Annotated in this window: 11 protein-coding genes; 6 read left to right on the top strand and 5 right to left on the bottom strand. The window is 61.0% G+C overall.

Features of this window, described 5'->3' with window-relative positions; all coding sequences use genetic code 11:
• Positions 1 to 83 precede the first annotated feature (83 nt).
• Positions 84 to 758, top strand: coding sequence for a transglutaminase-like cysteine peptidase (locus AACQ43_RS14600; RefSeq protein WP_011707442.1), 675 nt, complete (start codon positions 84 to 86; stop codon positions 756 to 758).
• Here AACQ43_RS14600 and AACQ43_RS14605 read toward each other — a convergent pair.
• Positions 753 to 1,694, bottom strand: a complete 942-nt coding sequence (locus AACQ43_RS14605; RefSeq protein ID WP_168967716.1) for a TAXI family TRAP transporter solute-binding subunit — start codon at positions 1,692 to 1,694, stop codon at positions 753 to 755. The genes AACQ43_RS14600 and AACQ43_RS14605 overlap by 6 nt on opposite strands.
• Positions 1,694 to 2,986, bottom strand: a complete 1,293-nt coding sequence (locus AACQ43_RS14610) for a LapD/MoxY N-terminal periplasmic domain-containing protein (protein ID WP_168967717.1) — start codon at positions 2,984 to 2,986, stop codon at positions 1,694 to 1,696. The genes AACQ43_RS14605 and AACQ43_RS14610 overlap by 1 nt, the downstream gene beginning before the upstream one ends.
• Positions 2,987 to 3,245: 259 nt before the next feature.
• On the opposite strand from AACQ43_RS14610, the gene mepM reads away from it, so the two are divergent.
• Entirely contained in the window at positions 3,246 to 4,583 is a 1,338-nt protein-coding gene (gene mepM, locus AACQ43_RS14615) for a murein DD-endopeptidase MepM (RefSeq protein ID WP_016352056.1), read from the top strand.
• A gap of 66 nt (positions 4,584 to 4,649) precedes the next feature.
• Here mepM and AACQ43_RS14620 read toward each other — a convergent pair whose 3' ends face one another.
• Entirely contained in the window at positions 4,650 to 5,594 is a 945-nt protein-coding gene (locus AACQ43_RS14620) for a D-2-hydroxyacid dehydrogenase (protein WP_017411249.1), read from the bottom strand.
• A gap of 162 nt (positions 5,595 to 5,756) precedes the next feature.
• On the opposite strand from AACQ43_RS14620, the gene AACQ43_RS14625 reads away from it, so the two are divergent.
• On the top strand, positions 5,757 to 6,338 hold the full coding sequence (locus AACQ43_RS14625) for a YjaG family protein (RefSeq protein WP_076361854.1): 582 nt from the start codon (positions 5,757 to 5,759) through the stop codon (positions 6,336 to 6,338).
• A 48-nt stretch (positions 6,339 to 6,386) separates the two neighbouring features.
• Here the strand turns inward: AACQ43_RS14625 and AACQ43_RS14630 are convergent, their stop codons facing one another.
• Positions 6,387 to 6,866 carry a MarR family winged helix-turn-helix transcriptional regulator gene (locus AACQ43_RS14630; protein ID WP_011707436.1) on the bottom strand — a complete coding sequence of 160 codons (480 nt, stop codon included), beginning with the start codon at positions 6,864 to 6,866 and terminating at the stop codon, positions 6,387 to 6,389.
• A 163-nt stretch (positions 6,867 to 7,029) separates the two neighbouring features.
• On the opposite strand from AACQ43_RS14630, the gene AACQ43_RS14635 reads away from it, so the two are divergent.
• Together AACQ43_RS14635 and AACQ43_RS14640 are read left to right on the top strand one after the other, a co-directional pair.
• Positions 7,030 to 7,557, top strand: a complete 528-nt coding sequence (locus AACQ43_RS14635) for a hypothetical protein (protein ID WP_011707435.1) — start codon at positions 7,030 to 7,032, stop codon at positions 7,555 to 7,557.
• A gap of 9 nt (positions 7,558 to 7,566) precedes the next feature.
• Positions 7,567 to 9,165 (top strand): BCCT family transporter, encoded by a 1,599-nt coding sequence (locus tag AACQ43_RS14640; protein ID WP_011707434.1) that lies wholly within the window; start codon positions 7,567 to 7,569, stop codon positions 9,163 to 9,165.
• Positions 9,166 to 9,257: 92 nt separating this feature from the next.
• Here the strand turns inward: AACQ43_RS14640 and mutS are convergent, their stop codons facing one another.
• Positions 9,258 to 11,840 (bottom strand): DNA mismatch repair protein MutS, encoded by a 2,583-nt coding sequence (gene mutS / locus AACQ43_RS14645; protein ID WP_168967718.1) that lies wholly within the window; start codon positions 11,838 to 11,840, stop codon positions 9,258 to 9,260.
• Between the two features lie 237 nt (positions 11,841 to 12,077).
• Here mutS and AACQ43_RS14650 point away from each other — a divergent pair, with 237 nt between their 5' ends.
• Entirely contained in the window at positions 12,078 to 12,569 is a 492-nt protein-coding gene (locus AACQ43_RS14650) for a nicotinamide-nucleotide amidohydrolase family protein (RefSeq protein WP_168967719.1), read from the top strand.
• Positions 12,570 to 12,602 lie beyond the last annotated feature (33 nt).

Here is a 12,602-nt window from a genome sequence, read left to right on the forward strand (position 1 = left end):
GACCAGCCGAGCCGCCATGCTCATCGATGGGGTGAGCGCAGCCAACTATACTGACTTCCAGCATCTGACAGGGAGTGTCTTGTATGAAATGGCTACTCGTTTCCACCTGCACGTTGGCGCTATGCTGCGCCAGCGTGCAGGCATCCCGCCTCTCCGAATACATCGCCAGTCCCGAGTTACGGGCAAAATTGCAGGAAGTGTACGGTGGTCGTGCCATTCAGCGGGCCGAGGCATTTTCGCGCCTGCTCACGCCCAGAGCCGGTACCACGGATCAGCAGAAGATCGAGCTGGTGAACAACTACTTCAACAACCTGACCTACAGCGATGATCCTAGGTTGTGGGGAGAAGCGGATTACTGGGCCAATCCGCTGGAGTTTATCGGCGCCCGCGGTGGCGACTGCGAGGATTACAGCATCTCCAAGTACTACACCCTGATGGAGCTGGGGGTGGACGAGAAGAAGTTGCGGCTGGCCTACGTCAAGGCGGTGCGTTACAACCAGTTCCACATGGTGACGCTCTACTTTTCGACCCCCAAGTCGGATCCGCTGGTACTCGACAACATCAACAGCCGGATCCTGCCCGGCAGCAAGCGAACCGACCTTATCCCCGTCTACAGCTTTGATGCCAAAAGCATCTGGATCATGAAGTCCCGCCGTGAAGGGACGCTGGCAGGCAGTGCCGACAGGTTGGCGCAGTGGACGTCGATGAAGACCCGGTTCTCCAGCGAGCAACTGCGCTCCCCCCGCCGCGAGCTATAGCTTGCCCGCGGTTTTCAACTCCTCGAAATATTTGGCTGCGCCCGGATGCTGGTCGATGCTCAGCACCGGGCCGGTCTTATTGCGTGCCTGGTGGAACAGGTTGGCGTAGCCGTAGGTCTGTTCATTGAACTTGGTTTGCTGGGCCAGCATGGCTTTGGTCAGTCGGTACACATCGGCTTCCGGCGTGCTGGCGGTGGTCACCAAGGTGGCAGCGATGGCAAAGGTCGGCGTCGCCTTGAGATTGCCCGGGTAGATGCGGGCAGGCACTTGGCTGCGCTGGTAATACTTCACCCCCTTGAGCAACTGATCCCGGGTTGCTCCCTCGATCGGCAGAAAACGCACGGCGCAGCGTTTGGCTGTATCCAGCACGATGCGGTTGGGGTGGCCCATTACCAGGCCATAGGCATCGATCTGCTTGCTGCAGAGCGACTCGGCCAGATTGGCCACGCTCTTGAGATCGAGATCCTGCTCCTTGGCGCCTAGCACGTTGAACAGGGCAAGCGCCGTCTGGCGGGTGCCTGAGCTCTTGAGCCCCATGTCGATGGGGGCCAGCTTGAGCTGCTCCAGGCTGGTGATATCGCCATCGGCCCTTACCACGATAGTGAAAGGCTCGGCGTGGGTGGCGAAGATGGCTCTGAGCTCTGGCTGCGGCTGACTGGCATATGGACCCAGGCCGTTACTGGCCTGATAAAGCCAGTCCGACTGCACCAGCGCATAGCGGGTCTCACCGCTCTTCAGTTGGCGCAGATTCTCGATGGAGCCCGAGGTTGCCTGCAACTTGCACTGCAATCCGGCATCGCTCTTGTTGGCAAGCCGGCAAAACTCTTTGGCGATCTGGTGATAGATCCCCTGCTCACCGCCGGTGGCGATGGTCATAGTGTCGGCCAGCAGCGGCAGTGGGGACAGCAGAGCGAGCAACAATCCGGTCTTGTTCATCATGCCTCCTTGCTGGCGTAGCCATCGATGCCCCAGTTGCGCAGGGTATCGATATCCTGAATGTCGCCAGCCTCCGCCAGCAGGGTGTAGCCCGCGCTGTGCAGGCATTGGGCCACCAGATTCCAGTAGAGCGGGGCTTGGATCGGCTGGCAGCTGATGAAGACAGGGTTGATGGGGTCGAGCTGATTGAAGGTCTCGTTGGTCATCGGGATGGCGCTGAAGGCCATCTCCACACCCTGTTCCTGCAAGGAGGCCAGCCGCTCCTGGGCAAGGGGCGGCACATGTTCCTGATCCCAGCGCCAGTCGAGGGTCTTGCCTCTGCCCTTGGCCAGCAGTGCAGAAAATTGCGTCCAGTCAGCATGGCCAAGCAGGCTGAGCGGCAGTTGCAGCCCCTCGACCGTGTGGTGCAACCAGAGATCGAGCAGGTGCCGGATCTCGTCCGGCGAGCTGTCCAGCGAAGGGGTGACCTCTGGAATGAGGCGGCTGTAGAGGCGAATGCTGCCCTGGGTCGAGAAGAAATGTTGTTGCTGCAGGCCTTCTCCCGCCTCAGTCAGGGTTTGCAGCGGCTGATTTGATATGGCGATCTGTTTGCTGAGCTGGCTTATCTTGAGCCGCTGTTGCAGCAGATCCCGTTTGCGTTCGGACACCAGCTGGTTGACCGAGGCCACCAGCTCCTTGAGATCCTGCAGCCAGGGGGAGGCCAGATTGCCGCTGAACTGGCGCTTGCGGATCTTCACCAACTGCTGGTTGATCTGCTCGAGCGGGCGCAGCAGCCGGTTGCAGACCCAGGAGATCACCAGGGTGAATACCAGCAGACCGGCCAGCAGCGCCGTGCCGGTACGGCTGATGGCATTCCACAGGTGCTGGTAGGCATAACCCGTGTGCCCTTCCAGGGTGAGGGTGCCCAGCATGCGCCAGCCATCGGTCAGCTCTTGCTCAATTTTTACCGGCGGCATGTCGATAACAGAAGGGAGCCAGGTCGGCACGTTTTGCTGCGCCGTGTGGAAGACCTTCTGAAACAGCACCTGGCCATCGGGATCCAGCAGGGTGACTGCGCTGACGAAGCCGCCGTCGAACATGGCGTTGACGATGGTTTCGGCCAGTACCTTGTCATCGTTGAGCAAAGTGCCCTGCAGCACCAGGCCGAGGGCCGTGATGGCGGTTTCCAGATTGGCAGACATCTGATCTAGGATGGACTGGCGTACCGTGGTGACCTCCAGCATGAACAGCAGGATGGCCCCGGCCAGGAACAAGATCAGGATGATTCGATTTAACAGTTTCGCTAACGACATATCCACTCCATGGAAAAGTTATCGCAACATGCTGAAACCTTGGGTCTGATGCGAGCGGACCCGGCTCTTAAAAATAGGAAAAAATGGTTAAAAAAGACGATCATTTCTGCCCATAAAGGAATGTTATGCATAAAATGTGAGGTTCATGCAGATTGCTATGAACTAATTGTGAGTATTTAGGTCAAACAATCAGTTTTATACGGTTTCATAACAAACAAACTGACCACTAACACCCTTAGATCTAATGACAGGATAGCGGATGAAACGTCTCCGTCCCTTGGTAGCGCAGGCTGCCAACTGGGAACCCCCGGTTCCCCGCAAACACTTTTACGCCATGCTATTGCTGACTGCGATGACGCTGTCAGCGGTAGCCATATTGCCAGCGCCGGGTGACATCCTGGAGCGGCCATTGCGTCTGGAGTTGCCGATTGCCACCAACGGCACCGCAACCAACGAAGACAATACGGACTTCAACGACATCCCGGATCACGAGCTGGTGGAAGCCGCGACCCCGGAAGATGACATCCCGACCGATGCCACTCCCCAGTGGCAGGATTATCGGGTACGAAACGGCGAAAACCTGACCACCATCTTCAACAACCTGGGTCTCTCCACCACCACCCTCTACAAGGTGCTGGATGCCGATACCAAGAACAATCTGGCACGTCTCAAGCCCGGTCAAACCATCGAGCTGCTGATCGATCAGGACAACATACTGCAGCAGATGAAGATTCGTCTGAATATCAAGCAGACCCTGATCCTGGAGCGCACCGACGACACCTACAGCGCCAACATGCTCAATGAAGAGGTGGAGTGGCAGAAGAAGGGGTATGACGGGGTCATCAACGGCAGCTTTTACGTCAGTGCCCGCAATGCGGGAATCCCGGCCAACCACATCCAGAAGATTGCCAACCTGTTCCAATGGCGACTCAACTTCGCCAAGGATCTGAAAAAGGGCGACAAGTTCAAGGTGCTGGTGCGCCAGGAGACGGTCGAGGGCAAGAGCACCGGCAATACCCAGTTGCTGGGGGTGGAAGTGTTCAGCCAGGGCCAGAGCGTCTCTGCCTGGTTGTCCGAAGATGGCAACTACTATGATGGCCAGGGCAACAGCCTGGAGCGCGGCTTCCGCCGTTATCCGACCCACAGCCGCTACCGGGTCAGCTCCAGCTTCAACCCGAACCGCCGTCACCCGATCACCGGTCAGGTACGTCCCCACGAGGGCACCGACTTTGCCCTGCCGGTCGGCACTCCCGTGATGGCAACTGGCGACGGCGTCGTGCTGAAGGCGACCAGCCACCCGCTGGCCGGTACCTATGTGGTGATCAAGCACGGTCGTACCCTGATGACCCGTTACCTGCACCTGAGCAAGCTGCTGGTCAAGCCGGGCCAGAAGGTGAAAATGGGTGACAAGATTGCGCTCTCCGGCAACACCGGTCGTTCCACCGGTGCCCACCTGCACTACGAGGTGCGGATCAACAATCGTCCGGTCGATGCCATGAAGGTCAAGCTGCCGATGGCTGAACCGCTTTCCGGCAAGGAGAAGCGCCAGTTCCTCGCTAAGGTGAAGAGCTATCGCAAGGAGATGGAGGCCGGTTGATGCCTCTCTCGCCGAAACAAAAAGGCACCGCCACTCTGGCGGGGCCTTTTTGTTGGCTGATGGCCATCAATAGCCCTTGTCGAAGTCTATCTTGCCGTCCAGCGGCTGGCCGTCAATGAAGCGGATGTAGTTGCGCACGAAGATCTGGGCCACATCCTCGGGGAAGCTGTAGGCGCTGTTGTGCGGCGTGATGATGAGATTGGGCTGGCCCCAGAGCGGGCTGTCGGCGGGCAGCGGCTCCTGTGCGAACACGTCCAGCACTGCCATGCCCAGCTTGCCGGTGCGCAGCGCCGTGAGCAGGTCACCTTCGTGGATGGCGTTGCCGCGCCCCACGTTGAACAGGATGGCGCCCGGTTTGCAGTGTTCGAAACGGGGAGCGGTGAAGAGGTGATGCGTCTCGCGGGTGGCGGGCAGGACGCTGACGATAACGTCTGCCTGCGCCAGCACCTTGTTGAGGGCCGGCAGTTGGTACACCTGATCGAAACCGGCCCGCTCGCGACCGCTGCGGCTGATGCCAAGCACCTTCATGCCGAAGTGCTTGCCGGTGTGGGCTATGTGCTGGCCTATGCTGCCGGTGCCCAAGATGAGCAGGGTGCGTCCCTTGAGGCCGTGATAGGGGTGGCTTTGCCACAGCCGTTGCTTCTGTTGCTCCCGATAGAGCGGCAACTGGCGCATCAGGCTGAGCAGATGGCCGAACACGTATTCGCTCATCAGCGGGCCGAAGATGCCGCGCACGTTGGTGAGCTGATAGTCGCGGCGGCAGCTGGCATCCAGCAGCACGTCGACCCCGGCGTAGGTGGATTGCAGCCAGCTGAGCTTGCCGGCCTTGGCCAGCAGCGGCTTGGCCCGCGCCGGCTCTGCCATCAGGATGTGGGCTTCGCCGATCAATTTTTCGGCCTCGCCCTGGTTGTCGGCCCGCAGAATGCGCAAATGGGGAAGGTGGGCCGCCTTGAGCAGGCGCTCGTAGTGAGCATTATCCTGGCTGAGCAAAAGAAGGGTACGTTGACTCATACTCTTGTTCCTTATCAGATTTGCGGCGCGGGAGAGAGGCCGCTCTGTCCTCATCTTACCCGAGTTGACCGGCCAACATAGCCGACCAGGCCGCTTTTTCGTTTTCGCACGGCCCCTCGTGGGCTACAATCTGCCCCACATTTTGCAAAGGATCCGACTCCAGTGTTTGGTGACAAGTTTTATAAGCGACTGGCCGAGCTACAGCCTTGGCAACAGACCGTCTACACCCTGGCGCTGGCAGAGCGCATGTACCCCAACTATGCGCTGTTTTCCCAGGCCTCCGGTTTCGGGGATGCGAAGGCATTTCGCCACGCCCTGGATCAGATGTGGAATTACCTGACGGTGAAGGGTTCCCGCGTCAATCTGGGGGCGATTCTGGAAGCGTTCGAAGTCTACATTCCGGAACCCAGCAAGTTCGAATCCTACGGCGCCTATCCGGCGCTGGATGCCTGCGTGGCGCTGGGCTGTGCCTACAACTCGGTGATCTGCCGGGTGGGTGAAGAGGCCAACGATGCCAGCCATGCATCGGTCGGTACGGTCGCCGGTTTCATCGAGATGCTGGAAGAGCGCGACCTCACCGACGAGGAGCTCTACGAGCACGAATACATGGAAGCCGAGCTGGAGTTCCAGGTCGAGCTGCTCAAGCGGGTTGCCCATGAGCGCGACAGCGACCGCATTCTGGCTATCCGTACCTTTGCGGCCCAGGATGGCGTCTCCAATATCGGCATCAGCCTGGAAGAGTGATCCCACTCTCCCCGGCCCATAAAAAAAGCTCCCGAATGGGAGCTTTTTTTATGCCCGCTCCTCGGTGAGGGGCCGGACGCTCAGCACTGGGGCCGCGTCTATCTCGTCGGCATTCATCATGGCCGAGATGCGCTGCAGGGAAGAGAGCAACAGAGTCTGCTCCCAGACCTCAAGTGCCTGAAAGCGCTGGATGAAGCGCTCCTGCAGCGGGGTGGGCGCCTGGGCCAGCAGGGCTCGGCCTGCGTCAGTCAGCGTCGCATGCACCTTGCGCTTGTCGGTTTCGCTGCGGATGCGCTGCACCAGCTGGCGGCTCTCGAGGCGGTCCATGATGGTGGTGGCGGTGGCCTGACTCATGTTGGTGTGATCCGCCAGCTGGCGCATGGAGATCTGGCCCAGCTCGTCGATCCCCTTGAGCAGCAAGAGCTGGGGCGAGGTCAGGCCGGCCTCCTTGATCAAGCGCTTGGAGTGCATGTCGATGGCACGAATTATCTGGCGCAGGGCGACCAGCACTTCATCATGTTTTTCCATGGGGAACGAATCGTCGAGGGGCTGTTGAGAGGCGCAAAATTCTCCGCCTAATTCGTCACAAGGTCAATATGGTTTTTACTGTAATGATTTCTGCTCTAATTATTTTTGTGTTAGGTTAGCGGGCATTTTCCGAATTTTGACCCGACATTTGAGGAGCAAGATGATGAGTGACGAACTGGACATCAAGTCGCTGGCGGCCGACCTTCGGGTGGTCAGAGTGCGTTATGAACTGCCTGATACCTCGGCTTTCGTGCGTTACCAGCCTGCCTATGACGAAGACCCCAACAACCTCAAGGTACACCACTACGATGGTGAATTGCCCCTCTCCTGTAGCGAGACTGGTTCTTTCAACCTAAAGGAGTTGGTGAATGAATTACGTTACGCCTATGTGCTGGTGCACCTCTTCCCGGATGAGAGCGCGATGAACTTCTATCTGACCGGCCTTGATACCGGTCTGGCCCAGCTGGAGTTCATCGGTGGCTCATACGACTTCAACCGGCTCTGGATCACCAGCGGCATCTCCAACCTGGGCGTGCCCATGGCCATCTTCCTCGGCAAGCGTCATGCGGTGAATGGCCAGCCTTCGGTCAGCCTGGTGGACCACCGGGTGCAGACGGCCGGCAAGCTGGTCTACCGCGCCATCGGCGGTGCCGGCGATCACGTGGGTGAAGACTTTTTCAACAACGACTAAGGAGGCCAGATGAGAGCAAGCAAAGGGCTATTCAAAGGCCTCAACCCGACCATGGCCATGACGGCACTCACCGTCATCACCCTGTTCCTGTTGTTCGGGGTGTTCGTCCCCGAAACGGCCGCCAGCTGGTTTGTCGGCGCCAAGGATCAGATCATTGCCGGGTTCAAGTGGTACTACATTCTGGTGGTCGCCCTGTTCCTGTTCTTCGCTGTCTACCTGATGTTCAGCCGCTTTGGCAGCATCCGGCTGGGTGACGACGACCAGGTACCGGAGTTCGGCTACTTCGCCTGGTTTGCCATGCTGTTCAGTGCCGGCATGGGCATAGGGCTGGTGTTCTGGAGCATCGCCGAGCCGATGAACCACTTGCAGGGCAACCCCTTCATCACCGAAGGGATGACTCCTGAAGCCGCCCAGATCGCCATGCGCCTCACCTTCTTCCACTGGGGCCTGCATCCCTGGGCCATCTACGTGATCGTTGGCCTGTCGCTCGCCTTCTTCAGCTATCGACGCAAGCTGCCACTGGCCATTCGTTCCGTGCTCTATCCGCTGCTCGGCGATCGCATCTATGGCTTCTGGGGCCACGCTGCGGACGTGCTGGCGGTGTTCGGTACCGTGTTCGGGGTGGCCACCTCCCTTGGGCTGGGGGTCTCCCAGATGAATACCGGTCTCAACCAGATGTTCGGCATGGAAGTATCGCAAGCGAACCAACTCTGGCTCATCGGCGGCATCAGCCTGATCGCCACCCTGTCGGCGGTCTCCGGGGTCGGGCGGGGGGTCAAGCTGCTCTCCGAGCTCAATATCTGGCTGAGCGTGTTCGTGTTGGGTCTCTTCCTGGTGCTGGGGCCGACCACCTACATCCTCAACGCCTATGTGCAGAACATCGGTGATTACCTGCAAAACATCGTCAAGCTGAGCTTCTGGACCAACACCGAGGCCAACGGCACCTCGGCCTGGCAGTCGAGCTGGACCGCCTTCTACTGGGGTTGGTGGATTGCGTGGGCGCCGTTTGTCGGCATGTTCATCGCCCGCATCTCCAAGGGGCGTACCATCCGCGAATTCGTGCTCGGCGTGCTGCTGGTGCCCTCGCTGCTCGGCATGTTCTGGCTCACCGTGTTCGGCGGTACCGCCATGAATCTGGAGCTGTTCGGCGGTGGTGGCGTGGTGGCCGCGGTCAATCAGGACGTGACCCTGGCGCTCTACCAGACGGTGGAATTGCTGCACTGGGAAACCTTCGGCTGGATCGCCAAGGGCGTGCTGACCCTGCTGATCTGTACCTACTTCATCACCTCCAGTGACTCGGGCACCCTGGTGATTACGACCCTGCTCTCCATTGGCGATCAGGATCCTCCCGTGCTGCACCGCGCCATCTGGGGGCTGGGTCAGGGGCTGGTGGCCGCCATCCTGCTGGTCTCCGGCGGGCTGGCCGCCCTGCAGGCCGCCAGCATCATAGCGGCGCTGCCCTTCTCGGTGATCATGCTGGCCATGTGCTACTCGCTGATGCTGGGGCTCAAGCAGGAGAGCCAGCACCAGTTCGAATACCGACAAAAGCTCAAGCGTCACGACGGTTCAACCCACATGAGCCTGCTGGAGCGGATCGGGCCGGCCTGACCTGGCTGCATCCTGTAGAGGCTGCCATCAAGCAGCCAAACAAAAGGGGAACCTCGCGGTTCCCCTTTTCATGGCTGATCAGCTGCCGCTGGTCACAGCATCTGTTTGAGACGATAGAGCAGATCCAGCGCCTGACGGGGGGTGAGCTCGTCCGGGCGCACCGCTTCCAGCTCATCGACTACCGGATGGCTCTGGGGCGCCATGGCCACCGGGGCCGGGCGAGATTCGCCAGCGGCCACCGGGGTAGTGCTTTCCAGCTCGTGCAGTTTGTGACGGGCCTGCTGGATCACCGATTTGGGCACCCCCGCCAGTGCCGCCACTTGCAGACCGTAGGAGCGGCTGGCTGCGCCTTCCTGCACCGCGTGCATAAAGGCGATGGTGTCGCCGTGCTCCACCGCATCGAGGTGGACGTTGGCCAGCCCTTCCATGAGCTCCGGCAGACGGGTCAGCTCGAAGTAGTGGGTAGCGAACAGGGTGTAGGCGCCAATCTTGCTTGCCAGCTGTTCGGCGCAGGCCCATGCTAGCGAGAGACCGTCATAGGTACTGGTGCCGCGACCTATCTCGTCCATCAGCACCAGACTGCGGGCGGTGGCGTTGTTGAGGATGTTGGCGGTCTCGGTCATCTCCACCATAAAGGTGGAGCGGCCGGAGGCGAGATCGTCCGACGCCCCGATGCGGGTGAAGATGCGGTCGATGGGGCCGATGCGGGCGCTGTCGGCCGGCACGAAGGCGCCGATATGGGCCAGCAGCACGATCAGCGCGGTCTGGCGCATGTAGGTCGATTTACCGCCCATGTTGGGGCCGGTGATGATCAGCATCCGCCGCTCCCTCTCAAGCCAGATCGGGTTGGCGATAAAGGGGTCTGTCATCACCTGCTCCACTACCGGATGGCGCCCCGCTTCGATGATGATCTGATCCTCATCGATGAGCGTCGGGCAGCGGTAGTCGAGGGTCTCGGCCCGCTCGGCCAGGTTGGCCAGTACGTCCAGCTCCGCCAGTGCGGCGGCGGACTCCTGCAGATCGCCGAGGTGGGGCAGCAGGGCATCGAGCAGCTCCTCGTAGAGGCGTTTCTCCAGCGCCAGCGCCTGGGCCTGGGCGGTAAGCACCTTGTCCTCGTACTTTTTAAGCTCGTCGATGATGTAGCGTTCGTTGTTCTTGAGGGTCTGACGGCGGATGTAGTGGGCCGGCACCAGGTGGCTGTTGGCGCGGCTCACCTCGATATAGAAGCCGTGCACCTTGTTGTAGCCCACCTTGAGGGTGTTGATGCCGGTCAGCAGTCGCTCGCGCTCCTCTATGCGGGCCAGGCTGGCGGTGGCGCCGTTGGCCAGATCCCGCAGCTCGTCCAGCTCCTGGTTGAAGCCGTCGCGAATGACGCCGCCATCGCGGATCAGCACCGGCGGTACTTCCATCACGGCGCGCTCCAGCAGATCCAGCAGCTCGGGGAAGGTGCTGGCGCGATCGCGCAACTGCTGCACCGCCTCGTGCTCGCTCTCCGCCAGCAGACGCTGCAGCTCAGGCAGTTGGGCGAAAGCCTGACGCAGCCGGGTGAGATCGCGCGGACGGGCCGAGCGCAGGGCCAGACGGGCCAGCACCCGCTCCACGTCGCCGACCTGGCGCAGCAAGCCGCCCAGCTCGTCATAGAGGTTCTGCTCGATGAGCTCCTTGATGGTGCTCTGGCGACCTTTCAGGATCACCCGGTCGCGGATCGGCTGGTGGATCCAGCGCTTGAGCAGGCGGCTGCCCATCGGCGTGGCGGTGCAATCGAGCACGGCGGAGAGGGTGTTGTCATGGCCGCCGGCCAGATTCTGGGTCAGTTCCAGATTGCGGCGGGTGGCGGCATCCATGATGACCGCGTGATCGGGCTGTTCGAGGCGCACGCTGCGAATGTGGGGCAGGGCGGTGCGCTGGGTGTCCTTGACGTACTGCATCAGGCAGCCGGCGGCGCACAGGGCGGTCTCGCTCTGCTCGACGCCAAAGCCCACCAGATCCTGGGTACCGAATTGTTGGCACAAGAGCTTGCGGGCAGTACCGAGCTCAAACTCCCACTCCGGGCGGCGGCGCAGGCCGCGGCGACCCTCGACGTGGTGCAGAAACTCGAACGATTCGGGGTAGAGCAGCTCCGCCGGATTGGTGCGCTGCAGCTCCGCCAGCAGGGTCTCTTCTTTCTCGAACTGGTTGATGAAGAAGCGGCCGGAGCCGATGTCCATGGTGCCATAGCCGAAGCGGCGGCCATCGTGATAGACGGCGGCGATCAGGTTGTCTTGTCGCTCGCTGAGCAGCGCCTCGTCGGAGACGGTGCCTGGGGTGATGATGCGAATGACCTTGCGCTCCACCGGCCCCTTGCTGGTAGCGGGATCCCCCACCTGTTCGCAGATGGCGGCCGACTCGCCGAGCTGCACCAGCTTGGCCAGATAGCCCTCGATGGCATGATAGGGAACGCCTGCCATCGGGATGGGGCTGCCGGCCGATTGGCCGCGCTTGGTCAGGGAGATGTCGAGCAGCTGGGAGGCCTTGCGGGCATCGTCATAGAACAGCTCGTAGAAGTCGCCCATCCGGTAGAACAGCAGGATCTCCGGGTTCTCGGCCTTGAGGGTCAGATACTGCTGCATCATGGGCGTGTGGGCGCTGAGATTGGCGCCGGGCGCGGTGCCGGTAGCTTGGTGTTGTGCGGTCATGTGCGATTCCAGAAGGGGCCTCTGCGGGCCAGTGTCTGCGGTGATGAGCCTTGAACTTGATGGCGCCATTCTACACATAAGCAGGGCGGTGGGGGAGGTCGGGTTCCGGGGTTGTCTCTGGCTGAGCGGGTCTGGGTGCTGCACCTCGATGCCGGTGGGGTTCTGTCCGGCGGCGGTTGCGGGCGGCAGTGACGGGATCGCATAATGTGCCTCTTCAACGAATCAGCAGGAGCCGTGATGAAACTGGATGCAGAGATAGAGCACCTCGCCATCGAGCTGGGTAAGGCCCTCGGTCAGCGCGGTTGGCTGGCGGCAACCGCCGAATCCTGCACCGGTGGCGGGGTGGCGACTGCCATCACCGACATCGCGGGCAGCTCAGGCTGGTTTGATCGCGGTTTTGTCACCTACACCAACGAAGCCAAGCAGCAGATGCTGGGGGTGAGCGGCGAGAGCCTTGAGCAACACGGCGCGGTGAGCGAAGCCGTGGTGCTGGAGATGGCCCGTGGTGCGCTGGCCCACTCCTCTGCCTCCATCAGTGTCGCTATCAGCGGCATCGCCGGCCCTGGCGGCGCGACACCGGGCAAACCGGTCGGCACCATCTGGTTCGCCTGGGCGGACCGCTCCGGCCGTCATCACTCCCTGCTGGCCCGTTTCGACGGGGATCGCCGGCAGGTGCGCCAGCAGGCGGTGAGACAGGCCTTGTCGGGTCTGTTGGCCCTGCTCAGATAAATTGGGCTTGATACTGTATGAATAGACAGTATA

Origin of the sequence: Aeromonas sp. DNRA1 (assembly GCF_963888745.1) — a bacterium.
GTDB classification, from domain to species: domain Bacteria; phylum Pseudomonadota; class Gammaproteobacteria; order Enterobacterales; family Aeromonadaceae; genus Aeromonas; species Aeromonas hydrophila.

Coding starts and splice junctions, on each gene's coding strand:
- AACQ43_RS14600 (WP_011707442.1), top strand. CDS start 84: ATGAAATGGCTACTCGTTTCCACCTGCACGTTGGCGCTATGCTGCGCC.
- AACQ43_RS14605 (WP_168967716.1), bottom strand. CDS start 1,694: ATGAACAAGACCGGATTGTTGCTCGCTCTGCTGTCCCCACTGCCGCTG.
- AACQ43_RS14610 (WP_168967717.1), bottom strand. CDS start 2,986: ATGTCGTTAGCGAAACTGTTAAATCGAATCATCCTGATCTTGTTCCTG.
- mepM (WP_016352056.1), top strand. CDS start 3,246: ATGAAACGTCTCCGTCCCTTGGTAGCGCAGGCTGCCAACTGGGAACCC.
- AACQ43_RS14620 (WP_017411249.1), bottom strand. CDS start 5,594: ATGAGTCAACGTACCCTTCTTTTGCTCAGCCAGGATAATGCTCACTAC.
- AACQ43_RS14630 (WP_011707436.1), bottom strand. CDS start 6,866: ATGGAAAAACATGATGAAGTGCTGGTCGCCCTGCGCCAGATAATTCGT.
- AACQ43_RS14635 (WP_011707435.1), top strand. CDS start 7,030: ATGAGTGACGAACTGGACATCAAGTCGCTGGCGGCCGACCTTCGGGTG.
- AACQ43_RS14640 (WP_011707434.1), top strand. CDS start 7,567: ATGAGAGCAAGCAAAGGGCTATTCAAAGGCCTCAACCCGACCATGGCC.
- mutS (WP_168967718.1), bottom strand. CDS start 11,840: ATGACCGCACAACACCAAGCTACCGGCACCGCGCCCGGCGCCAATCTC.
- AACQ43_RS14650 (WP_168967719.1), top strand. CDS start 12,078: ATGAAACTGGATGCAGAGATAGAGCACCTCGCCATCGAGCTGGGTAAG.